The sequence below is a fragment of the Micromonospora sediminimaris genome (assembly GCF_016863575.1).
GTDB classification, from domain to species: domain Bacteria; phylum Actinomycetota; class Actinomycetes; order Mycobacteriales; family Micromonosporaceae; genus Micromonospora; species Micromonospora sediminimaris.
The window spans coordinates 329187-351247 of the sequence record NZ_BOPD01000007.1 but is presented as its reverse complement, the minus strand read 5'-3'; the positions used below and the strand labels follow the sequence as shown (position 1 = coordinate 351247).

At 71.4% G+C, this 22061-nt stretch carries 21 protein-coding genes; 9 read left to right on the top strand and 12 right to left on the bottom strand.

Features of this window, described 5'->3' with window-relative positions; translation table 11 throughout:
• Window positions 1-319: 319 nt before the first annotated feature.
• Complete coding sequence (locus Vse01_RS05525; RefSeq protein WP_093401416.1) at window positions 320-676, bottom strand: VOC family protein; 357 nt, start codon at window positions 674-676, stop codon at window positions 320-322.
• Between the two features lie 158 nt (window positions 677-834).
• Here Vse01_RS05525 and Vse01_RS05520 point away from each other — a divergent pair, with 158 nt between their 5' ends.
• Window positions 835-3690, top strand: coding sequence for an aconitate hydratase (locus tag Vse01_RS05520; protein ID WP_093401417.1), 2856 nt, complete (start codon window positions 835-837; stop codon window positions 3688-3690).
• A gap of 62 nt (window positions 3691-3752) precedes the next feature.
• Here Vse01_RS05520 and Vse01_RS05515 read toward each other — a convergent pair whose 3' ends face one another.
• The 3 genes from Vse01_RS05515 to Vse01_RS05505 all read right to left on the bottom strand — a co-directional run bounded on the left by Vse01_RS05515 (window position 3753) and on the right by Vse01_RS05505 (window position 7463).
• Window positions 3753-4352, bottom strand: coding sequence for a GTP-binding protein (locus Vse01_RS05515; protein ID WP_093401418.1), 600 nt, complete (start codon window positions 4350-4352; stop codon window positions 3753-3755).
• A 113-nt stretch (window positions 4353-4465) separates the two neighbouring features.
• Window positions 4466-4897: a roadblock/LC7 domain-containing protein gene (locus Vse01_RS05510; RefSeq protein WP_093401419.1), complete on the bottom strand. Its 432-nt coding sequence runs from the start codon at window positions 4895-4897 to the stop codon at window positions 4466-4468.
• 85 nt (window positions 4898-4982) lie between these two features.
• A complete protein-coding gene (locus Vse01_RS05505) occupies window positions 4983-7463 on the bottom strand; it encodes a sensor histidine kinase (protein ID WP_093401420.1) in 2481 nt (826 codons plus the stop codon).
• A gap of 308 nt (window positions 7464-7771) precedes the next feature.
• Here Vse01_RS05505 and Vse01_RS05500 point away from each other — a divergent pair, with 308 nt between their 5' ends.
• The gene (locus Vse01_RS05500; RefSeq protein ID WP_093401421.1) at window positions 7772-8020 is read left to right on the top strand and encodes a DUF2630 family protein; all 249 of its coding nucleotides are present in this window, start codon (window positions 7772-7774) and stop codon (window positions 8018-8020) included.
• 64 nt (window positions 8021-8084) lie between these two features.
• Here Vse01_RS05500 and Vse01_RS05495 read toward each other — a convergent pair whose 3' ends face one another.
• Window positions 8085-9017: a serine protein kinase RIO gene (locus Vse01_RS05495; protein WP_093401422.1), complete on the bottom strand. Its 933-nt coding sequence runs from the start codon at window positions 9015-9017 to the stop codon at window positions 8085-8087.
• A gap of 161 nt (window positions 9018-9178) precedes the next feature.
• Window positions 9179-9823, bottom strand: a complete 645-nt coding sequence (locus Vse01_RS05490) for an HAD family hydrolase (RefSeq protein WP_093401423.1) — start codon at window positions 9821-9823, stop codon at window positions 9179-9181.
• Between the two features lie 153 nt (window positions 9824-9976).
• On the opposite strand from Vse01_RS05490, the gene Vse01_RS05485 reads away from it, so the two are divergent.
• From Vse01_RS05485 to mug, 6 genes are all read left to right on the top strand, one after another.
• Window positions 9977-10549 (top strand): TetR/AcrR family transcriptional regulator, encoded by a 573-nt coding sequence (locus Vse01_RS05485; RefSeq protein WP_093401424.1) that lies wholly within the window; start codon window positions 9977-9979, stop codon window positions 10547-10549.
• A gap of 103 nt (window positions 10550-10652) precedes the next feature.
• A complete protein-coding gene (locus Vse01_RS05480; protein WP_093401425.1) occupies window positions 10653-11567 on the top strand; it encodes a TIGR04222 domain-containing membrane protein in 915 nt (304 codons plus the stop codon).
• Entirely contained in the window at window positions 11564-12382 is an 819-nt protein-coding gene (locus Vse01_RS05475) for an MbnB/TglH/ChrH family RiPP precursor modification enzyme (protein ID WP_093401606.1), read from the top strand. The genes Vse01_RS05480 and Vse01_RS05475 overlap by 4 nt, the downstream gene beginning before the upstream one ends.
• Window positions 12379-12867, top strand: a complete 489-nt coding sequence (locus Vse01_RS05470) for an SCO6045 C-terminal-like domain-containing protein (protein ID WP_093401426.1) — start codon at window positions 12379-12381, stop codon at window positions 12865-12867. Before Vse01_RS05475 ends, Vse01_RS05470 begins: the two co-directional genes overlap by 4 nt.
• Before the next feature lie 64 nt (window positions 12868-12931).
• Window positions 12932-13693, top strand: a complete 762-nt coding sequence (locus Vse01_RS05465; protein ID WP_093401427.1) for an SDR family oxidoreductase — start codon at window positions 12932-12934, stop codon at window positions 13691-13693.
• Complete coding sequence (gene mug, locus Vse01_RS05460) at window positions 13690-14334, top strand: G/U mismatch-specific DNA glycosylase (RefSeq protein WP_093401428.1); 645 nt, start codon at window positions 13690-13692, stop codon at window positions 14332-14334. The genes Vse01_RS05465 and mug overlap by 4 nt, the downstream gene beginning before the upstream one ends.
• A gap of 21 nt (window positions 14335-14355) precedes the next feature.
• Here mug and Vse01_RS05455 read toward each other — a convergent pair whose 3' ends face one another.
• From Vse01_RS05455 to Vse01_RS05440, 4 genes are all read right to left on the bottom strand, one after another.
• The gene (locus Vse01_RS05455) at window positions 14356-16332 is read right to left on the bottom strand and encodes an ABC transporter ATP-binding protein (protein WP_093401607.1); all 1977 of its coding nucleotides are present in this window, start codon (window positions 16330-16332) and stop codon (window positions 14356-14358) included.
• Between the two features lie 110 nt (window positions 16333-16442).
• Window positions 16443-17210, bottom strand: coding sequence for an enoyl-CoA hydratase/isomerase family protein (locus Vse01_RS05450; protein ID WP_093401429.1), 768 nt, complete (start codon window positions 17208-17210; stop codon window positions 16443-16445).
• Between the two features lie 58 nt (window positions 17211-17268).
• Complete coding sequence (locus Vse01_RS05445; RefSeq protein ID WP_007072022.1) at window positions 17269-17496, bottom strand: helix-turn-helix domain-containing protein; 228 nt, start codon at window positions 17494-17496, stop codon at window positions 17269-17271.
• Between the two features lie 146 nt (window positions 17497-17642).
• Window positions 17643-19247 (bottom strand): ABC-F family ATP-binding cassette domain-containing protein, encoded by a 1605-nt coding sequence (locus tag Vse01_RS05440; protein WP_093401430.1) that lies wholly within the window; start codon window positions 19245-19247, stop codon window positions 17643-17645.
• 231 nt (window positions 19248-19478) lie between these two features.
• Here Vse01_RS05440 and ypfJ point away from each other — a divergent pair, with 231 nt between their 5' ends.
• On the top strand, window positions 19479-20387 hold the full coding sequence (gene ypfJ / locus Vse01_RS05435) for a KPN_02809 family neutral zinc metallopeptidase (RefSeq protein WP_093401431.1): 909 nt from the start codon (window positions 19479-19481) through the stop codon (window positions 20385-20387).
• A gap of 78 nt (window positions 20388-20465) precedes the next feature.
• Here the strand turns inward: ypfJ and Vse01_RS05430 are convergent, their stop codons facing one another.
• On the bottom strand, window positions 20466-21128 hold the full coding sequence (locus Vse01_RS05430) for an acVLRF1 family peptidyl-tRNA hydrolase (protein ID WP_093401608.1): 663 nt from the start codon (window positions 21126-21128) through the stop codon (window positions 20466-20468).
• Window positions 21129-21158: 30 nt separating this feature from the next.
• The gene (locus Vse01_RS05425) at window positions 21159-21875 is read right to left on the bottom strand and encodes a LysE/ArgO family amino acid transporter (protein WP_093401432.1); all 717 of its coding nucleotides are present in this window, start codon (window positions 21873-21875) and stop codon (window positions 21159-21161) included.
• Between the last annotated feature and the right edge of the window lie 186 nt (window positions 21876-22061).

The window sequence follows — 22061 nt, the reverse complement described above, 5'->3', positions numbered from 1 at the left end:
CCCACCCCCAACCCACCCCAACCCCACCCACCCACGCCGGACCGCCCGGAGGATGCAGCAACATCGGGGATACTGCTGTGTCAAGCCACGGCGAGGCAGCAACATCCCCGATGTTGCAGGCGGCATCGCTGCCCCCAGCAGGCGGCGAGGGCCACGGCGGCGGGCGGCACGGCGGCGCGGCGCAGCGGCACGGCACGGCACGGCGGCACGGGGTCCACCGATAGTCCCTGACCTGAGGAAACCGGCGGCACTGCGGGCGGCACGGCGACGGACGGGCGCGGGCGGTTGGCCGGTGAGGGTTATGGCGGCGGGGCCCCGTTCAGACGGTGGGGGCCAGAAACTCCAGGCGGTTGCCGTGGACGTCGTGGGTGTGGAAGCGTCGCAGGCCGGGCAGATCTTCGTCGCCCCAGGTGACCGGATGGCCCGCGGCGCGCAGCCGGGCGGCGAGGGCGTCGAGATCGGGCCGCAGCAGGGCGGGGTGCGCCTTGCGTGCCGGGCGGAAGTCGTCCTCCACACCGAGGTGCAGTTCGGCACCGTACCCCTGGAACCAGCAACCACCGCGGGCCGCGAGGGCGGGCGGTTTGGTCAGCTCGGTGAGGCCGAGGATGCCGACGTAGAAGGCCCGCGAAAGGCCCTCCGAGCCGGGCGGGCAGGCCAGCTGTACGTGATGGATCATGTGTGCACCTCCCGTCCAGACGATGTCACCGGGTTGCATGAATAGCAAGACGGACGTACGGTTTTGTTGATGGCGAGAATCGGCGGTAAGTGTTGCCTAACCACGGCAGCACTCCGGCCGGTGCGAAAGACTGCTCAGGACTACTCACGGTCGCTGGTGTGAAGGAGTACGACGTGGCGAGCCTCGACACCTTCGGTGCGAAGACCCAGCTACGCGTCGGAGACGCGAGCTACGAGATTTTCAAGATCAGCAAGGTGGAGGGCCAGGAACGGCTCCCCTACAGCCTGAAGATCCTGCTGGAGAACCTGCTGCGGACCGAGGACGGCGCGAACATCACCGCCGAGCACATCCGCCAGCTCGGTGCGTGGGACCCGACCGCAGACCCGAACGTCGAGATCCAGTTCACCCCGGCACGGGTGCTGATGCAGGACTTCACCGGCGTACCCTGCGTGGTCGATCTGGCGACCATGCGTGAGGCCGTCCGCGACCTCGGCGGCGACCCGACCAAGGTGAACCCCCTCGCCCCCGCCGAGCTGGTCATCGACCACTCGGTCATCGCCGACCTGTTCGGCCGCGAGGACGCCTTCGAGCGCAACGTCGAGCTGGAGTACACCCGCAACAAGGAGCGCTACCAGTTCCTGCGCTGGGGCCAGAGCGCGTTCAACGAGTTCAAGGTGGTCCCGCCCGGCACCGGCATCGTGCACCAGGTCAACATCGAGTACCTGGCCCGTACGGTGATGGAGCGCGGCGGCCAGGCGTACCCGGACACGGTCGTCGGCACCGACTCGCACACCACCATGGTCAACGGTCTGGGCGTGCTGGGCTGGGGCGTCGGCGGCATCGAGGCCGAGGCCGCCATGCTCGGCCAGCCGGTGAGCATGCTGATCCCACGGGTCGTCGGCTTCAAGCTCTCCGGCGAGATGCCGGCCGGCACCACCGCCACCGACCTGGTGCTGACCATCACCGAGATGCTGCGCAAGCACGGCGTGGTCGGCAAGTTCGTCGAGTTCTACGGCCCCGGCGTGAGCGCGGTGCCGCTGGCCAACCGGGCCACCATCGGCAACATGTCCCCGGAGTACGGCTCCACCGTCGCGATCTTCCCGATCGACGCCGAGACCGTCCGCTACCTGGAGCTGACCGGACGCGACCCGCAGCAGGTCGCCCTGGTCGAGGCGTACGCCAAGGAGCAGGGCCTCTGGCACGACCCGGACCACGAGCCGGTCTACTCCGAGCAGTTGGAACTCGACCTGGGCACCATCGAGCCCTCTCTCGCCGGGCCGAAGCGCCCGCAGGACCGGGTGCCGCTCGGCAACGCCAAGACCCTGTTCCGCTCGGCGCTCACCGACTACGTGTCCGCCGACGAGACCGGCGGCGACCCGGGCCGCAAGCCGGGCGTCCCGCAGCAGGAGCAGCCGTACGGCGTGACCGGCCACGCCGACGAGGCCAGCGCCGAGTCGTTCCCGGCCAGCGACTCCCCGGCCAACGGAATCGACGACCCGGCCGACGCGCCCCGTGAGCTGGTCAACTCCGCGGTTGGCTCCGGTGGACGGGCCAGCAACCCGATCCGGGTCACCGGCGCCGACGGCACCGAGTTCGAGCTGGACCACGGCGCCGTGGTGATCGCCGCGATCACCTCCTGCACCAACACCTCCAACCCGCAGGTGATGATCGGTGCGGCGCTGCTCGCCCGTAACGCCGTGGACAAGGGCCTGAACCGCAAGCCGTGGGTGAAGACCACCCTCGCGCCCGGCTCCAAGGTCGTCATGGACTACTACGAACGGGCTGGTCTGACGCCGTACCTGGAGAAGCTCGGCTTCCACCTGGTCGGCTACGGCTGCACCACCTGCATCGGCAACTCCGGCCCGCTGCCGGAGGAGATCTCCGCGGCGGTGAACGAGGCAGACCTCGCGGTCGTCTCGGTGCTCTCCGGCAACCGGAACTTCGAGGGCCGGATCAACCCGGACGTGAAGATGAACTACCTGGCCTCCCCGCCGCTGGTGGTGGCGTACGCCCTGGCCGGCACGATGGACATCGACCTGGCCAACGAGCCGCTCGGCGAGGACAGCGAGGGCAACCCGGTCTTCCTGCGCGACATCTGGCCGAGCACCGCCGAGATCCAGGACGTCATCGCCTCCGCGATCGGCGCCACCGGCTTCAGCTCCGCGTACGCCGACGTCTTCGCCGGTGACGAGCGCTGGCAGTCCCTGCCGACCCCGACCGGAGACACCTTCGCCTGGGACGGCGACTCCACCTACGTCCGCAAGCCCCCGTACTTCGAGGGCATGGGGCGCCTGCCGGCGCCTGTTTCCGACATCGGTCCGGCTCGGGTGCTGGCCAAGCTCGGCGACTCGGTGACCACCGACCACATCTCGCCGGCCGGATCCATCAAGGCCGACTCGCCCGCCGGGCAGTACCTCGCCGAACACGGCGTGCCGCGCCACGAGTTCAACTCCTACGGCTCCCGCCGGGGCAACCACGAGGTGATGATCCGGGGCACCTTCGCCAACATCCGGCTGCGCAACCAGCTCGTCCCCGGGGTGGAGGGCGGCTTCACGGTCAACCACCTGACCGGGGAGCAGACCTCGATCTACGACGCCTCAATGGCCTACCAGGAGGCGGGCGTGCCACTGGTCATCCTGGCCGGCAAGGAGTACGGTTCCGGCTCGTCGCGGGACTGGGCGGCCAAGGGCACCATGCTGCTCGGGGTGCAGGCGGTCATCGCCGAGTCGTACGAGCGGATCCACCGCTCCAACCTGATCGGGATGGGCGTGCTGCCGTTGCAGTTCCCCGCCGGGGAGAACGCCGAGTCGCTGGGGCTGACCGGCACCGAGACGTTCACCATCGCCGGAGTGACCGCGCTCAACGACGGCGACACTCCGCGTACGGTGAAGGTCACCACCGACAGCGGCGTGGAGTTCGACGCGGTGGTGCGGATCGACACCCCGGGTGAGGCGGACTACTACCGGCACGGCGGCATCCTGCAGTACGTGCTGCGGCGCATGATCGCCAACTGACCGCGATGCCATGAGGGCTCTCACCCGGAAGGGTGGGAGCCCTCATGTCGTCTGGTGTCCCGTCAGTCGGCGCGACGTGCCTCCCGAGTCTTCATGGCGTGCTCCACCAGCATGATGAGCACCTCCTTCACCGACTCCCGCTGCCGGGCGTCGCAGAGCAGCACCGGCACCTCGGGATCGAGGTTCAGCGCCGCCTGCACCTCGTCGAGCCGGTACTGGCGGGCGCCCTCGAAGCAGTTGACCGCGACGAGGAAAGGGGTCCCCCGACCCTCGAAGTAGTCGAGGGAGGGGAAGCAGTCGGCCAGCCGACGGGTGTCGGCGAGCACCACCGCGCCGATCGCGCCGAGTGCCAACTCGTCCCAGACGAACCAGAACCGGTCCTGGCCCGGGGTGCCGAAGAGGTACAGCACCAGGTCGTCGCTGATGGTGATCCGACCGAAGTCCATCGCGACGGTGGTGGTCCGCTTCGTCTCGACGCCTTCCAGGTCGTCGATGCCCACGCCCGATTCGGTAAGCACCTCCTCGGTCCGCAGCGGACGCGTCTCGCTGACCGCGCCGACCAACGTGGTCTTACCCACCCCGAACCCGCCGGCGATCAGAATCTTGATCGCTGTGGGCAGAGCCGCCGCGTCCGACGGCCGCTCAGCGTGCCCGTAGTCCATTGATAACCGCCTCGAAGATGCTGTGTGCCGACGATCGCCAGGTGCAGCGGGCCCAAGCCGGCGGGCCGGTGACCGGGCGGGCCCGGCCGCCGGTCACCGCGTTCCCTCCACCGTCATCCGGGCTGCTGTTCCCCGTTGGCCTGCTCGGCTGGCCGTGACGGCGAGGCGACGTACCTGCCGACCCGGGTGATCAACATGGCCATCTCGTACGCGATCAACCCGACGTCGGCGTCCTCACTGGCCAGCACCGCCAGGCAGGCGTTACGCCCGGCGGCTGTGACGAACAGGAACGAAGACTGCATCTCGATGATCGTCTGCTGCACCTGCCCGCCGCCGAAACGCTTGCCGGCGCCGCGAGCCAGGCTCTGGATGCCGGCCGCCATCGCCGCCAGGTGCTCACCGTCGTCGCGGCTGAGCCCCTGCGAGGAGGCCATCAGCAGACCGTCGGCGGACAGCGCGACCGCGTGTTCGGCCTGCTTGACCCGGCCAACCAGATCATCCAGCAACCACGTCAGGTCGGCACTCGAAGCCGTCTTCTGCGCCACTTCGTCGTCCTCTTCTCCCCCGGCTCATCGCCGTGCTCACTTGGGCCTGACCGTTCTCCCCGGCTCGCCGGGCAGCGCACCTCGGTCAGGTCGCCTGTTGATCGGCGTCCTCGGGCTCATCGTCGGGCCCGGACCGACCGCCAGCACCGAGCAGCCGTGCGGCATCGGAACGTCCGCGCCGGGTGCCGGTCTGGTACGAACTCATCATGCGCCGCACCTGTTCGGGCTCGCGGACCACGTCCTCGTCCGCTTGCACCGTCCCGGGCTCGGCCCGCAACGCCGGGGCCAGGCTCGCCTGGCGTACCCGGACCGGCAGGCCCGACTCGGTGCGGGTCGGCTCGACCTCGGCGGGCATGGGGCCACCCGGGGTCACCGGGTCGGCCGGTTGACCGGCGGCGGGGCCCGCACCGCTTCCGGTGCCGGGATCACTTGTCCGGCGCGGCGGCCACTGCGGACCGTTGTTGGACGCTGACGTGACCGGCAGTCCGATCGGAATCGTCGGTCCGTCCCAGGCAACGGAGTGCCCGGCACGGGGCCGAGAACTGCTCGGCAGCCCGGAACCATCGGCACCGTCACCGCTGGAGTGCCCGATCTCCGCCGGTGCCTCCCGGCCGGTCCCGATCACGCCACCGTCGCCGGTGGCCTGGGCCGCGGCGTCCGCAGGTCGTCCCTCCGCCATGCTCGGCTCAGCCTCGTCGACGATCAGATCAGTCGGGATCAACACCACGGCGGTCGTCCCGCCGTACGCCGACTCCTTGAGCCGGACCTGCACGCCGTGCCGGTCGGTCAGCCGGCTCACCAGGTAGAGGCCCAGCCGGGACGCGTCGGCGAGGTTCCGCTCGGAACGGTCCACGATGCGATGGTTGGCGGCGGCGAGGTCGTCCTCGGTCATGCCCAGACCGCGGTCCTCGATCTCGATGGCGAAGCCGTTGGCGACCAGTTCTCCGCGCACCTCCACGTTGGTGTGTGGCGGAGAGAACGAGAGTCCGTTCTCGATCAGTTCGGCGAGCAGGTGGATGACGTCACCGACGGCCCGCCCGGCCAGCGACACACCGCCGATCGAGAGCAGGGTGACGCGGGTGTAGTCCTCGACCTCACCGACCGCACCCCGGACCACGTCCACCATCGGGACGCTGCGGCGCCACGCCCGGGCGGGGGTCGCGCCGGAGAGCACGATGAGGTTCTCCGCGGCACGTCGTACCCGGGTGGCCAGGTGGTCGACGCGGAACAGGTCTGCCAACTCCTCGGCGTCCTGCTCGCGACGCTCCATCGCGTCGAGCAGGGTGAGCTGGCGGTGCACCAGGGCCTGGGTACGCCGGGCCAGGCTCAGGGACACCTCGCGTGCGGACCCACGCAGCTGGGCCTGCTCGACCGCGGTGCGGACGGCGCCCTCCTGCACCACGTTGAAGGCTCGACCCACCTGGCCGAACTCGTCGTCATCGAAGCGCAGCGCTGGCATCTCCCTGGCGACGTCCACCTGCTCACCGCGCCCGAGCCGCTCCGCCACGCTCGGCAACCGTTCGTTGGCGAGTCGGAACGCCGCATCGCGCAGTCGTTGCAGCTGCTGTGCCAGCGCCCGTGCCGTGGTGATCGAGACGACCACCGAGGCGATGACCGCGAGCAGGCCGAGACCCGCGACGAGGACCAGCCGGACGATGACACCGATCGCGACCGGCGTGGCCCGCTTGACGATGTCGTCACCACCGGCCAGCACCACGTCACCGATCTCGATGAGCGCCGGAGCGGTGGTGTCGGACCAGTCCGAGGTCGAGAACGGCAGTCGGTGGGTGCCGTTGCCGTTCATCACCTGGGACTCCAGGTCGGCCAGTCGCCGGAAGCTCGCCCCGGTGACCATCTGCTCGTAGCGGTGCTGATCGGCTTCGGGCAGCCGGACGACCGCCTGCTCGGCGACGAACTGACGGGCACCGACGACCCGGGTGAACTCGGCCCGCTCGACCGAGGTGATCCGGCCTGCGGCGAGCACGCCGGCCAGCATGGCGTCCTCCTGGGACAACAGCTCCCGGGCACGGTCGAGCCGGATCAGTTGTGCGGTGTCCTCGGCGACCTGGTCGTCGTCGAGATTGCCGAGTTCGTCGTACACCTGGTAGATCGATTCGATCAGCTCGGTGAACGTCGCACCGGCGTCGCTGCGGCCGATGTTGCGCCCGTCGACGGCAGTACGCGTGTCGGGCAGCGCGGCCAGTTGCCGTTTCAGCTCCGCGATACGGTCGTGCAGCGCGTCGCTGCCGAACACGCCGACCTGCCAGTCGTCGGTCGACTCGACGAACTCGGCGGCCAGTTGGTCGGTACGGGCACGCAGCCGGGTCAGCTCGTCAAGCTGCGCCTCCTGCGGGCGTCCGAGATAGACAAGCGAGGTGCGCCGTTCCAACTGCAACTGCAGCAGCAGCGGCTCGGTGGGATCGAACACCTGCGCGTCGAGCGCCTGCACACCGAACAGGTTCACTCCATCGCGGACGGTTACCCAGGCGGCGAAGCTCCAGAGCGCCACCAGCGCGGCCAGCAGGGCCACCACCTTGGCACGCAGCTTCGTACTGCGGGAACCCATCACACCGTCCCTGGCCGTGAGCTAGTTGACCGGTCAGTCAGGAGCGAGCCACACAGCACACCGGCCCCGGCGCAACCTAACAACGTCACCGCAGCAACTCAAGCGCTGGTGATCATGCGCTGGTCGACCCGGGTCACCCGCCGCAGGTGCACGGTCCGGCGACCAGAGCGCCGGCCGCCGGGCCGCCCGCACCGTCGCCCGCCCGATGAGCGGCGGCGGCTGGCCGCCGGGGGCACATCGGCCGGTCTGTGCGATTCGCCGACGGGAATGCGAGCCGTGGTCGGCCCCGCTGTGCCAGGCTCAGGGACATGGACGACAAGACCATCCTGAGCCGGATCTCGGATCTGGTTGACGAGGAGCACCGGCTGCGCGCACAGGCGCAGGCCCACGAGACTGGCACCGACGATGAGGCACGCACCCGCCTGCGGGAGCTGGAGGAGTCCCTCGACCAGTGCTGGGATCTGCTGCGCCGCCGCCGTGCAGCTCGGCAGGCCCATGGCGATCCTGAGGCCCAGGGCGCACGCCCGACGTCCGAGGTCGAACGCTATCTGCAGTGAATTCCGCTCCCACGCCCCGCGACGGGCTCCGGGTGGCGGTGGCCACCACCCGGAGCCCGGTCGGTCAGGCCAGACCTGCCTCGCGGCACAGCAGTTCGGTGAGCACCGTCGGGTCCACGAGGTCCGCCGGCAGTCCCCGGGCGACGAACCAGGCGGCGACGATCCGAACATCGCGGGCCAGGAACTCCCGCCCCTGCGGGTTCACCACCACGTCGACCACCTGCGGCAGGTCGATCAGCGCCAGTCGCCCCGCGTGCACCAGCAGGTTGTACGGCGACAGGTCGCCGTGCGCGTACCCGGCTCGGGCCAGGACGACAAGCGCGTCGACCAGTTGCCCCCACAGAGCACGTAGTTCGGCCGGTGCTGGGCGCAACTCGGCCAGCCGGGGTGCGGCGCGTCCCTCCTCGGCGTCGCCGAGGAACTCCAGCATCAGCTCGGTGCCCCGCAACTGCACCGGGTACGGCACGGTGATGGTGCCGTAGCGCTGGCCGATCTCCCAGAGCCGGCTCAGGGCGGCGAACTCCGCCGCCGCCCACTGTCCGGCGATCATCTGCCGGCCGAACGCGGTCCGGCCGGTCATTGCCCGCATCTCACGTGAGCGGCGCACCCGGCGCCCTTCGAGGTATCCCGCGTCCCGGTGAAACAGCCGGTGCCGAGGATCCCGGTATCGTTTCGCCGCCAGCAGGCAGGACCGGTCGGTGCCGGGTAGACCTCGGCGCACCAGGTGAACGTCGGCCTCCTTGCCGGTCTTGAGCACACCGAGCTCGGTGTCCTTCGCCGCCAGTTCGGTGACCAGCCAGTGCGGGTGGGGCTGCGGGCCGTGCAGCGCGTCGTCCCAGGAGGACCACGTTTCGCCGGTCCCCGGGTCGGGCTCTTCGGGGTCGGTGGGAGCGGGGCCGGTCGGCCGGCCGCGCTTCAGGAAGTGCGGTTCGTCGTCGTCGAAGCGGCGTCGGCCGCGGGTTCGGCGCTCGGGCGCCGGAAAGTCGTGATCACGCATGACGCTGGTAATCCCTTGGTCGAGGTGTGGGGAGGCAGGAAGTGACCTGCGAAGACGGCCATGACCGACCCCCTCTCCTCGACCGGGCGCACGCCCGGAGTGCACGATGCGCGGACCATGCTTGTCGGCGGCACCGGTCGGGTCAACCCAATTAGCGCGACTCAGGCGCCCATGATCTCGGCGATGGCGGCGATCACGGTGTCCACCGTCGCCGTGGGCGCGAACCGGGCGTCGGTCCAGGGACGCCCCCGGTGCAGCCAGATGCTGGGCAGGCCGACGGCGGTGGCTCCGCCGATGTCCGCCTCCGGGCCGTCGCCGACCACCCAGGCACCGCGCAGCGGCATTCTGGCCCGCTGCGCGGCGAGCGCGAAGATGCGGGGGTTGGGCTTGCTGACCCCCGCCTCTTCGGAGATCACCCAGTCGGCGACGTACCGGTCCAACCCGGTGCGGCGGATCTTGGTGTCCTGTTGCCGAACCGCGCCGTTGGTCACCACGACCGGCATCCAGCCGGCGTCGTCGGCGATCCGCAGGGCGCACGCCACCAGCGGGTCCAGCCGGGTGAACTCGACCACCCCGTCGTGCAGCTCCTCCACCAGGTCGATGGAGGGGATCCGCAACCGATAGCGGTCCCGGATCGCGTCCGCCACGTCCCAGCGGTCTGTCAATCCGTCGGCGTCGATTGACAGCAGCCACTCGATGTCGTGCGGCGGCGCTCCGATGCCGTCGAGGAAGCGCTCTGCCCAGGTGCGGAACGGCCCGGCCCGATCGAGCAGGGTGTTGTCCAGGTCCAGCAGGAGCAGCGGCACTCGGGCACCTTACGGGAATCGGGTACCTCGCCGACAGGGCGGAAGGTTACGCGGTGGTGTCGGTCCGGAACAGCCGTCGCGGGCGGCCGACCACCAGGAACCAAGCCGTACGTACGGTTTGCGTCAGTCGAGGGGAGCTGACACGATCGACACGTGCCCAGAGTAAGCCAGGATCAGCTCGACGCCCGCCGCCAGGAAATCCTCGCCGCCGCGCGAGCCTGCTTCGCCCGGCACGGCTATGAGGGCGCGACCGTGCGACGCCTGGAGGAGGCCACCGGCCTCTCCCGTGGCGCCATCTTCCACCACTTCCGGGACAAGGACTCCCTCTTCCTCGCCGTCGCCGAGGACGACGCGGCCACGATGGTGGAGACGGTCGCCCGCAACGGACTGGTCCAGGTCATGCGTGACCTGCTCGCCCGGGCGGTCTCCCCGGACACCACAGGTTGGCTGGGCAGCCAACTGGAGGTGTCGCGACGACTGCGTACCGACCCGACCTTCGCCACCCGCTGGGCACAGCGGTCGGCCGCCATCGCCGAGGCGACCCGGGACCGGCTGGCCCGTCAACGGGAGGCCGGCGTACTCCGCGAGGACATCCCCATCGACGTGCTGGCCCGGTTCCTCGAACTCGCCTACGACGGGCTGGTGCTGCACCTGGCCATGGGTCGGCCCGCCGGTGACCTGGGCGCGGTGCTCGATCTGGTCGAGGAAGCGGTGCGCCGACGCTGAACCCGTCAGGTAACGAGAAGATAACTCGACCGTACGGGCAGCCGGATGCTGGCATCGCCGCTCCACAATGAAGCCGCGTTCCCTCGCGTGACAGGAGCAGGCCATGACGGGTTTCGCGGTCGATTACGACACCTGGGGAGTTCCCGGTCCCACCTTCATCACGCTCTACCTGGTGGCTGCGGTGACCGCCGTCACCGTCGTGCTGATCCGCCGCCGGGCGCTGCTGGGCGGGCGTGCCGCGCCCCCCGCCGACCAGCTGAACCCGCAGCAGGTCGCCTACCTCAACGGCGGCGATGACTTCGCCGTCTGGACCTCGCTCGGCGCGTTGCGCAGCCAGGGCGCGATCGGCGTGGACCCGGACCGCCGGCTGACCGCCGACGGTCCGCTGCCGCCCGCCGCCACCCCACTCGACCGGGCCATCCACTACGCCGCGACGCAGCGCACCCTGGCCCGGGAGCTACGGCGCACCGAGTGGGTCGAGCGGGCCCTCACCGAGCTGCGTGACGGCCTCGACCAGCGCGGTCTCGCGATCGGTCCGGACCGGCGGGCCGCGCTGCGGCACGGTCCGCTGCTGCTGGTCGCGCTCCTGGTGCTCGGTGTCACCCGAATCGTCGCCGGGATCGCCAACGACCGCCCGGTCTGGTATCTGGTGCTCACCGTCGTCGCGCTCGGCGTACTGACCGCTGTGCTGCTCGTCCGGGTGCCCCGCCGAACCCGGGCAGCCGAGGCCGCCCTGCGGACACTGCGCCAGCGCAACCGGCACCTCGCGCCCACCGCGAACCCGGCGTACGCCACCTATGGAGCGGCGGGAGCCGCCATGGCGGTGGCCCTCTACGGCACCGCGTCACTCTGGGCACTAGATCCGACCTTCGCCCAGCAGGCCGAGATCCAACGCCAAGCCGTGGCCGGCGGCGCGACGTCCACCGGCGGGTGTGGCGGCGGCGGTGCCGCGGGCGGCGGCGGCTGCGGTGGCGGCAGTTGCGGCGGCGGGGGCTGCGGCGGCGGGTGCGGCGGATGAACACCCCGCATGGCGTGGGGATCGGCTGGCGCCCGGAAATTGCCGGGTTCGTCGCCGAGCTGCCCGGCCTGCGCTTCGTCGAGGTGATCGCCGAGTCGGTACCGACCGCCGGACCACCACCGGACGACCTGATCGAGCTGCGGGACCGCGGCGTCACCGTGGTACCGCACGGCGTGCGACTCTCCCTCGGCGGCGCGGAACCGGTCGATCCGACCCGGGTCGCCCACCTGGCGGCCGTCGCGCAGCAGCTGGCGGCGCCGCTGGTCAGTGAGCACATCGCCTTCGTCCGGGCCGGCGGCCTGGAGGCCGGCCACCTGCTACCCCTGCCCCGCACCCACGAAGCGGTCGACGCGATCTGCGCCAACATCACCCGTGCCCAGGCGGACCTGCCGGTGCCGATCGCGCTGGAACCGATCGCCGCCCTGTTCGACTGGCCGGACGACGAACTCGACGAGGCGGCGTTTCTCAACGAGATCCTGGACCGCACCGGAGCACTGCTGCTGCTCGACGTCGCCAACGTGTATGCCAACGCCCGCAACCGCGGCACCGACCCGCTAGCGCTGCTGGACCGGCTGCCGCTGGAACGGGTGGCGTACCTGCACGTCGCGGGCGGTGCCGAGGGTGGCGGCTTCTACCACGACACGCACACCGATCCGATCGGGCGGGAGGTGTTGGAGCTGCTCGCCGAGTTGTGCGCCCGGCACCGCCCACCGGCGGCCCTGCTGGAACGCGACGGGCACTACCCACCCGCGGCCGAGCTGCGCACCGAGCTGGACGCCGTCGCCGCCGCCTGCGGCTTTCCGGAGGTGACGTGACGCCGGCCGGGGCGGGGCCCGCCGGCCCGGCCGGAAGGCCGGTCGGATCGCTCGCCTCGCGGCAGGCGGAACTGGTCGCGGCCCTGGTGGCCGGCGCTCCGCCGCCGCCCGGCTTCGCGCCCGGCCCGTTGGCCGCCGCCCGTGCCGCGTTGCTGCGCAAGCGGGCCGGCGAGGTCGCCCGACACTGGCCGCTGCTCGCCGCCGGGCTCGGCCCCACCTGGCCGACGGTGTTCGTCGAATGGGCGGCCGACCGACCCACCGGCGGCGGGTTGCGCGACGGCTGGGACCTGGCCCGTGCACTGCACGCCCGCACCGCCCTGCCGGCACTCGGCGCCGAGGAACTGGCCGTCCGCGAGGCGCAGTTCCGCTACGACGGGCAAAGGGCACCGCGTCGCCGCCGCTCACCCGCCCTCGGCCGGGTCGGCGCCGTGCTCGCCCTTCAGGTCGCCGGCCGGGTACGCCTGCTGCGCCCGGCCCGCCCCTGAACCTGACCCACGACACGGGACCGGGGCTGTTTCCGGCCCAGCGGGCTGGGGCAGGATCGTCGGCATGGATCTCGGACTGACCGATCGGGTGTACGTGCTCACCGGGGCCTCCCGTGGGCTTGGTTACGCCACCGCGCAGTGCCTGGTGGCCGACGGTGCCCGGGTGGTGCTCTCCGCCCGGCACGCCGACGCGGTGGAGGCCGCCGTGGCCAGTCTCGGCGGCCCCGACCGGGCCGTCGGCGTCACCGCCGACCTGGCGGACCCGACGACCCCCGAGCGGCTGCTGACCACCGCACAGCACCACTTCGGCCGCATCGACGGTGCCCTGGTCTCCGTCGGCGGACCGCCCGCCGGCAGTGCCGCGTCGGTCGACGACGAGCAGTGGCGGCAGGCCTTCGAGACTGTCTTCCTCGGTAGCGTCCGCACCGTACGAACGGTCGCCGCCGCGATGCCCGACGGTGGCGCCATCGCGCTGGTGCTCTCCACTTCGGCGCGCGGCCCGGTACCCGGGCTGGGCATCTCCAACGGCCTGCGGCCGGGTCTGGCCGGTGTTGCCAAGGATGTCGCCGACGAGTACGGCCCCCGGGGCGTACGGGTGGTCGGGCTGCTGCCGGGACGGATCCTGACCGACCGCAACCGGGAACTCTTCGCTGCCTCCGGCGACCCGGAACGGGCCCGGACCGAGGTGGAGGCCGCCATCCCGCTCCGCCGCATCGGTGACCCCGCAGAATTCGGTCGGGTTGCCGCCTTCGTGCTCTCCCCCGCGGCCAGCTACCTCACCGGCGTCACCGTTCCGGTCGACGGTGGCGCGCTGCGCGGCCTGTGACCGCCGGACAGCCGTCCCGCCGCGACCGGCGGGCCACGCACGGCAGGTCGACCCCCCAGTCCCGGCCGGGGCGAGAGGAGCCGCAGCCACGCCCGTACCCACGCCCGAGCCGGGAGGAGCTGGCCGCCGCGGCCGACAAGACCATCCCGGACATCATCGGCGTCGGGCTGGACGTGCTCTTCGTCGGGATCAACCCGGGGCTCTGGTCGGCCGCGACCGGGTGGCACTTCGCCCGCCCCGGCAACCGGTTCTGGCCGGCGCTGCACCGGGGTGGATTCACTCCCCGGCTGCTGCACCCCAGCGAGCAGGACGAACTGCCGGCCCTCGGGCTCGGGATCACCAACATGGTGGCCCGGGCCAGCGCCCGCGCCGACGAGCTGACCGCCGGCGAACTGGTCGACGGCGCACGGCAGCTCACCGACAAGGTGGGTCGGTACCGGCCGCGCTGGGTCGCGGTGGTCGGCGTGACGGCGTACCGGATCGGCTTTGCCCGACCGAAGGCGGGGTTCGGGCCGCAACCGGAGCAGTTGGCCGATGCCCGGCTGTGGGTGCTGCCCAACCCCAGCGGGCTGAACGCCCACTACACACCGCAGACCCTCGGTGCCGCCTTCGCCGAACTCCACTCGGCCGCCCTCGGGTGAGCGGCGAATGGACCAGCAGCCTCAGTTGGCGGCGGCGGGCGGCATGGCCTCGTCGGCGATGTACTCCCGGCTGGGGATGACCACCGGCTCCGGGCCGGTGGCGTCGGCGTACGGCGTGGGTGAGTCGGCCACCGCGAACTGGGTGCGGTACAGCTCGGCGTAGAGGCCGCCGACCGCGACCAGCTCGTCGTGGCGGCCCCGCTCCACGATGCGGCCGTCGTCGAGGACCAGGATCTGGTCGGCGTCCCGGACGGTGGAGAGCCGGTGGGCGATCACCAGGGCGGTACGCCCGGTCAACGCCACCGACAGCGCCCGCTGCACCGCCGCCTCGCTCTCCGAATCCAGGTGCGCGGTCGCCTCGTCGAGAATCACGATCGACGGTGCCTTGAGCAGCAGCCGGGCGATGGCGATGCGCTGCTTCTCGCCACCGGAGAAGCGGTATCCACGCTCACCGACGGTCGTCTCAAGCCCGTCCGGCAGGGACCTGACCAGGTCGGCGACCTGCGCCCCGGCCAACGCCGCCCACAGCTCGTCGTCGGTGGCGTCCGGCTTCGCATAGCGCAGATTTTCCGCGATGGTCTCGTGGAACAGGTGCGAATCCTGGGTGACCACCCCGATCTCGTCGCGCAGCGAGTCGAGCCGGGCGTCCCGGACGTCGACTCCGCCGACCAGCACCTGCCCGTCGGTCACGTCGTAGATGCGGGAGATCAGCATGGACAGCGTGGACTTGCCGGCGCCGGAGGGCCCGACCAGGGCCACCATCTGCCCCGGATCGACGCTGAACGAGACGCCCTTGAGCACCGGTTCGTTGACCGTACGATCCAGCGCGGCGACCTCCTCCAGCGACGCGAGGGAGATCTCGGCGGCGCTCGGGTAGCGGAACCGTACGTCGCGGAACTCGACAGTCCCCGCGCCCTCGGGAATCCGCACCGCGTCGGGTCGCTCCTTGATGCCCGGTTGCAGGTCCAGCACCTCGAAGACCCGGTCGAACGAGACCAGCGCGCTCATCACATCCACCCGGACGTTGCTCAGCGCGGTGAGCGGGCCGTAGAGGCGGGTGAGCAGCAGCGCGAGGGTCACCACGGTGCCGGCGCTTACCTGGCCGCTGACCGCGAGCCAGCCGCCCAGGCCGTAGGTCAGGGCCTGGGCCAGCGAGGCCACCAGCAGCATGGCCACGAAGAAGGTACGCGAGTACATCGCGGAGGTGATGCCGATGTCGCGGACCCGCTCGGCGCGGGCGGCGAAGCGGGCCGCCTCCGCGTCGGGTCGGCCGAAGAGCTTCACCAGCAACGCCCCGGCGACCCCGAACCGCTCGGTCATCGTCGCGTTCATCTTGGCGTCGAGGTCGTACGACTCACGGGTGATCTCGGCCAGCCGCCGGCCCACCCGACGCGCCGGGATGATGAACACCGGAAGCAGCACCAGCGACAGCGCCGTGATCTGCCAGGAGAGGGTGAGCATCACCGCGGCGGTGAGGACCAGCTGGATCACGTTGCTGACCACGCCCGACAGCGTCGAGGTGAAGGCCCGCTGGGCACCCATCACGTCGTTGTTGAGCCGACTGACCAGGGCACCGGTCTGGGTCCGGGTGAAGAACTGCAACGGCATCCGCTGCACATGGTCGTAGACGCGGGTACGCAGGTCGAGGATGATGCCCTCGCCGATGCGGGCCGAATACCACCGTTGGGCCAGCGACAGGAGAGCGTCGGCGACCGCGAGCGCGGCGATGAACAGGGCCAGCCGGATCACCAGCGCCCCTGCCTCGGCGCCACCCCGGGTGATCGCGTCGATCACGTCGCCGGCCAGCAGCGGGGTCGCCACCCCGATCACCGCGGCGACGATCACGGTGAGCAGGAATACGACGATGTCGCGCCGGTAGGGGTGGGCGAAGGCGACGATCCGGCGGGCGACACCGCGCTTCAGCCGGTGCGCGGCGATGTCGTCCTGGCTGCGCATCGACCGGAGCATGCTCCAACCGCCCATGCCACCAGCGGCCATGTGGTTGGACACGCTCACCTCCGGATCAGGACGTCGTACACCGTCGGGTCAATTCTCCCGATGACTACGACAACCACGCGAGTAACCCGGATCTTCCCGAACGGTCCTTACTATTCGCCCCGGCCGGCGAGATCCCGCAGCCGTCGCGTCTGCGCCTCCCGCTCGGCGCGCTGCTGCTCGGCGTGGGTACGCCCAGCGGCACCGGCGAGCAGCGCCTTGATCTCGACGACGGCGTCCCGGTTGTGAGTGAGCAGCCCGGCGGTCAGGTCGCGCACCGCGTCGTCAAGCTCCGCGGCCGGCACGACCAGGGTGGCCAGCCCGATCCGGTCGGCCTCGGCCGCGTCCATCCGCCGCCCGGTGGTGCAGATCTCCAACGCCCGGGCGTAACCGACCAACTCGACCAGGCGCTTGGTGCCGGCCAGGTCAGGGACCAGGCCCAACGTCACCTCGGCCATGGAGAACGTCGCGTTCTCGGCAAGCACCCGCAGGTCGCAGGCGAGGGCGAGTTGGAAACCGGCGCCGATGGCGTGCCCCTGGACGGCGGCGATCGAGATCACGTCCGGGCGGTGCAGCCAGGTGAATCCGCCCTGGTACTCAGCGATCTTGTCGGCGCACTCCTGCTCCGACAGGGTGGTCAGCTCGGCGAAGGAGCCGGGCCCGGAGGCACCGGCGACGGCCAGGTCGATACCGGCGGAGAAGGCACGCCCCTCGCCGCGTACCACGACCACCCGCACGTCACCGGGAAGCTCCCGGGAGAAGTCGCTCATCGCGCGCCACATCGCCGCGGTCTGCGCGTTGAGCACGTCGGGCCGGCACAGGGTGACCGTGGCAACCGGCCCGTCGCATTCCAGCCGGACCCCGGTCGCCTCGGCGGTCACCAGGCGGCCCGGGTCGCGGTGGTGGTGGCGGTGCTGCTGGACGACGCTGACGGGCGGGTCACGCCTTCTTGCGGCGCCGGGCGCCGCCGCGCTGCCGCAGCTGCACCCCGGACTCGGTGAGTACGCGGTGGATGAACCCGTACGATCGCCCGGTCGAGGCCGCGAGCGCCCGGATGCTCTCGCCCCCGGTGTACCGCTTGACGAGGTCCTTCGCGAGCGTCTGACGCTCGGCTCCGACGATCCGGCGACCCTTCTCAGTGCTGGTGGCTGTGCCAGTGGCTGCCATGCTGTGTCCTCACGTCCCAGACTGTGCGGTTCGGATACGGTCCCACCTATTAGACCGTCTCGAACGATCATGCGCCAGATATCAACTATTCGCCAACCGACACGCTATGCAATGTCAGCTTCCCGATAGGTGATGCCGCACGAGGCTCAGGCCAGCTCGACCAGTTCCAGCAGGTCGTCGCTCCAGGCGTCCTCGTCACCGTCCGGCAGCAGGATCGCCCGGTCCGGCTTGAGCGCGAGAACCGCGCCCGGGTCGTGCGTGACCAGCACGATTGCGCCGGGATAGCGGGCGATGGCGTCGAGCACCTGCTCGCGGCTGACCGGGTCGAGGTTGTTTGTCGGCTCGTCGAGCAGCAGCACGTTGGCGCCCGAGCAGACCAGGGTGGACAGGGCCAGCCGGGTCTTCTCCCCGCCGGAGAGCACGCCGGCGGGCTTGTCGACGTCCTCGCCGGAGAAGAGGAACGCCCCCAGGATCTTCCGCAGTTCGGTGTCGGTCTGCTCGACCGCCGCCGCCCGCATGTTCTCCAGCACGGTCCGTTCCACATCAAGCGTCTCGTGCTCCTGAGCGTAGTAGCCCAGTCGCAGCCCGTGACCGGGGCGCACCTCGCCGGTGTCCGGCTCCAGCAGGCCGCCGAGCATCCGCAGCAGGGTGGTCTTGCCGGCACCGTTGAGCCCGAGGATGGCCACCCGGGAACCTCGGTCCACCGCCACGTTCACGTCGGTGAAGATCTCCAGCGAGCCGTACGACTTGGACAGGCCGGTCGCGGTCAGCGGGGTCTTTCCGCACGGTGCCGGTGCGGGGAAGCGAACCTTGGCCACCTTGTCGGCGACGCGGACCTCCTCCAGGCCGGACATCAGCCGTTCGGCGCGGCGGGCCATGTTCTGGGCGGCGACCGTCTTGGTGGCCTTGGCCCGCATCTTGTCGGCCTGGGCCATCAGCGCGCCGGCCTTCTTCTCGGCGTTGGCCCGCTCCCGGCGGCGGCGACGCTCGTCGGTCTCCCGCGCCTCCAGGTACGCCTTCCAACCCAGGTTGTAGACGTCGACCACGCTACGGGTGGCGTCCAGGAACCACACCTTGTTGACCACCGACTCCAGCAGGTCGCCGTCGTGAGAGATCACGATCAGACCGCCCTTGTGGTTGGCCAGGAAACCTCGCAGCCAGGTGATCGAGTCGGCGTCGAGGTGGTTGGTGGGCTCGTCCAGCAGCAGAATCCCGCCGCCGTTCTCGCCCGCGTCGCGGAACAGGATCCGGGCCAGCTCGATCCGGCGACGCTGACCGCCGGAGAGGGTGCCGATGGTCTGCGCCAGGGCCCGATCGGGCAGCCCCAGGTTGGCGCAGATGCGGGCCGCCTCGGCCTCCGCCGCGTACCCGCCGAGCGCGGCGAACTGGTCCTCCAGCGCGCCGTAGCGGCGCACCAGTCGCTCGTCGGCATCCTCGGCCAGCTGCGCCTCCAGTTCCTTCATCCCGGCCATCAGCGCATCCAGCCCGCGGGCGGACAGCACCCGGTCGCGGCCGGTGACGTCCAGGTCACCGGTACGCGGGTCCTGCGGGAGGTAGCCGACGGCGCTGCGCCGGTCGACCTGCCCGGCGTACGGCTGTCCCTCCCCGGCGAGCACCTTCAGGGTGGTGGTCTTGCCGGCGCCGTTGCGCCCGACCAGACCAATCCGGTCGCCCGGCTGCACCCGCAGCGTGGTGTCGGACAGCAGGATCCGGGCTCCGGCGCGCAGTTCCAGGCCGGTGGCAGTGATCATTTCCAGGTACTCGCTCTCGGGATCCGAAGGGCTGACTCAGGGCACACGAAAGCGCCGGCGGATCCCGGTGACCCGTCGGCGCGGGGCGTTCAGCCTTCGCAGCGCAGCACGGCGTCAAGTGTACCGGGCCCCGGCCGGCAGCCCCTGCGGATTACCGACCAAGATCGTCGGGTACCGGATCGCCGACCGGACCGGTTCCGGCCCACGAGCCACTGACTGATCGGGGTCACCATGGAGCTGAACGAGAACGCACGGATCGACACCAGCCAGGTGGAGGACCGGCGAGGCAGCGGCGGAGGCGGCGGGATGGGCATCCCCATCCCGATCGGCGGCGGGCGCGGCGGCATCGTCGGCATCGTCATCGCCGTGCTGGTGGCCCTCGTCGGTGGCGGCTTCGGCCTGAACGCCATGACCGGCGGTGAGGAGCAGGGCGACAACGCCGCGCTGGAGCAGCGCTGCGCCGCCGAGAACGCCCTTGAGCAACTCGACTGCCGCAACACCCTCTACGTCAACTCGATCCAGGCGTACTGGCGCACCGCCCTGCCGCAGGCCCTCGGCGAGCAGTACCGCCCGACCCGCACCGTCTTCTTCAGCCAGGCCGTCAACACCGCCTGCGGCCAGGCCGACTCCGGCGTCGGCCCGTTCTACTGCCCGGCCGACTCGCTTGTCTACATCGACCTCTCCTTCTACGAGGTGCTCGCCACGCAGCTCGGCGCCGAGGGCGAGTTCGCCCAGCCGTACGTGCTGGCCCACGAGTACGGCCACCACGTGCAGAACCTGCTCGGCACCAACGAGCAGGTGCGCCGCCAGCAGCAGCGCGACCCGGGCAACGCCAACGACCTGTCGGTACGGCTGGAGTTGCAGGCCGACTGTTACGCGGGAGCCTGGGCGAAGAACGCCACCGGCACGGCCGACAACAGCGGCCAGAAGATCTTCACAAGCATCACCGAGCAGGACATCGCCGAGGCCATCGACACCGCCGAGGCGATCGGTGACGACGCCATCTCCAAGCGGGCCGACCGGCCGGTCAACCCGGAGGAGTTCACGCACGGCTCGTCGGAGCAGCGTAAGCAGTGGTTCAACCGGGGCTACGAAAACGGCGACCCCGCCTCCTGCGACACGTTCAGCGGCGCGGTCTGACGACCCGGCACACTGCGGGCCCGGTCACTGGTGACCGGGCCCGCCGCCGCCCGACGCGCCCGGTCCGCCGGGCCGGTGCTAGCGGCCGACTTCCGGCTGCGGTTCGCGGACCAGAATGCGAACCGCCCGGGCGGCGGCCACCGCGGCCAGCAGCACCGCGTGCCGGGGTTCGGGGACGTCGAGCAGGCGGTCGGCGCGCAGCGCGGCCAGCGGGGCGAGTCGACGGTCGGCCAGCACGGTGTCCACAGCCCGCCGGTCCCCACCGGCGACAAGCGCGTCCAGCCGGTCGACCGCGGGCAGCAGCAGCCGGACGGCCAACTCGACGGCGTCGGCCAGCGCCGCCTTGGTCTGGTTGTCCCGGCGGCGCGCGAAACGCTGCTGGGACCAGCCGCCGGCGGCGGTGCGCCCCTGAACGTAGCGGGTGTCCACCTTGTGCACCGGCAGCCGCTCCCCCTCCGCGATGCCCACCGCCACCGCGCCCTTGCGGACCAGCAGCAGCCCGAGCCGGCGCGGCACGGTCACCGCCGCCACGAAACCCGCCAGATCGGTGGCCGGCGACGAGCCCGGGGGCGCGTGCAGTTCGGCGGTGGCACCGTCCGGAGCGGACAGCAGCAGGCCGTACTCCTGCACGTCGACGGTGGGCGGGCCGTGCCGGTCGGCGAAACCGGCGACCCAGCGGGCGGCCCGGCCCGGATCGACCTCCACCCACCGGCCGCCCCCGGCGGCGGGTCGGCTGCTCATCACCCGACCGTACGGCACGGCCAGCTCGGGTCAGCCACCGAGGAGCATGGCGACGGCGAGCACGGTGATGATCGCGCTGGACAGCAGGGCGGTGACCAGGCGACCGCGGTTGCTGGTGAGCACCTGCCCGATCAGCGAGCCGCCCCCGGCGATCAGCAGCTGCCAACTGGCCGAGGCGATGAACACCCCGAGGGTGAAGACCACCGCGACGGCCGTGCCGGAGCCACCCAGGTCCGCCCGGCCGAGCACCAGGGCCGTGAAGTAGACAACGGTCGCCGGGTTGAGCAGGGTCAGCGCGAGGATCCCGACAAACGCCCGGGCCGGCGTGTCCAGCCCACGCCGCGCCGGTTGGGGACCGGACCCCGTGGTGGCCTCGGCCGCCCCTGACCGACCCGGGCCACCCGCCGACGGGTGCGCCACGGAGGTCGGTACGTGGTCCGGTGAGCGGCGTGGGCCGCGCACCCGCAGGGCCCGCCACGCGCCGTGGGCGGCGAGGGCGAGCAGCACCGTCGCGCCGACCAGTCGCAGCGGCCCGGCGACCGGCGCGAGCCACCCCGCGACCACCGCGCCACCGAGCGCCGCGACACCGGCGTACAGCCCGTCGGCGGTGGCCACCCCGAGTGCGGCCCCCGCACCGACCCGGAACGAGGTCCGCGCGGTGAGCCCGAGGATGAGCACGGCGATCGCGCCGACCGGGACGGCCACTCCGTAGCCGGCGACCAGACCGGCGAGGAACGCGCCGGTCACGACGGACGCCGTGCCGAGACGCGGCCCGACGCCAGCCGCTGTCGGCGCGCGGCGGTGGCCACGGCGACAGGACTCAGCTTCATCGGGTACGCCTCACTCACCGCGTCATCCTGCGGCGATCCGCCGCACCGACGCCACGGCTTTTCCGGGCCGGGCCGAGCTGCGGTATGTCGGTCGGTCGCAGGC

Excerpts from the sequence above, each read along its gene's own strand:
- Vse01_RS05515 (WP_093401418.1), bottom strand. The coding sequence starts at position 4,352 with ATGGACTACGGGCACGCTGAGCGGCCGTCGGACGCGGCGGCTCTGCCC.
- Vse01_RS05480 (WP_093401425.1), top strand. The coding sequence starts at position 10,653 with ATGACGGGTTTCGCGGTCGATTACGACACCTGGGGAGTTCCCGGTCCC.
- ypfJ (WP_093401431.1), top strand. The coding sequence starts at position 19,479 with ATGGAGCTGAACGAGAACGCACGGATCGACACCAGCCAGGTGGAGGAC.
- Vse01_RS05505 (WP_093401420.1), bottom strand. The coding sequence starts at position 7,463 with ATGGGTTCCCGCAGTACGAAGCTGCGTGCCAAGGTGGTGGCCCTGCTG.
- Vse01_RS05440 (WP_093401430.1), bottom strand. The coding sequence starts at position 19,247 with ATGATCACTGCCACCGGCCTGGAACTGCGCGCCGGAGCCCGGATCCTG.
- Vse01_RS05500 (WP_093401421.1), top strand. The coding sequence starts at position 7,772 with ATGGACGACAAGACCATCCTGAGCCGGATCTCGGATCTGGTTGACGAG.
- Vse01_RS05495 (WP_093401422.1), bottom strand. The coding sequence starts at position 9,017 with ATGCGTGATCACGACTTTCCGGCGCCCGAGCGCCGAACCCGCGGCCGA.
- Vse01_RS05445 (WP_007072022.1), bottom strand. The coding sequence starts at position 17,496 with ATGGCAGCCACTGGCACAGCCACCAGCACTGAGAAGGGTCGCCGGATC.
- Vse01_RS05430 (WP_093401608.1), bottom strand. The coding sequence starts at position 21,128 with ATGAGCAGCCGACCCGCCGCCGGGGGCGGCCGGTGGGTGGAGGTCGAT.
- Vse01_RS05455 (WP_093401607.1), bottom strand. The coding sequence starts at position 16,332 with ATGGCCGCTGGTGGCATGGGCGGTTGGAGCATGCTCCGGTCGATGCGC.
- Vse01_RS05525 (WP_093401416.1), bottom strand. The coding sequence starts at position 676 with ATGATCCATCACGTACAGCTGGCCTGCCCGCCCGGCTCGGAGGGCCTT.
- Vse01_RS05475 (WP_093401606.1), top strand. The coding sequence starts at position 11,564 with ATGAACACCCCGCATGGCGTGGGGATCGGCTGGCGCCCGGAAATTGCC.
- Vse01_RS05465 (WP_093401427.1), top strand. The coding sequence starts at position 12,932 with ATGGATCTCGGACTGACCGATCGGGTGTACGTGCTCACCGGGGCCTCC.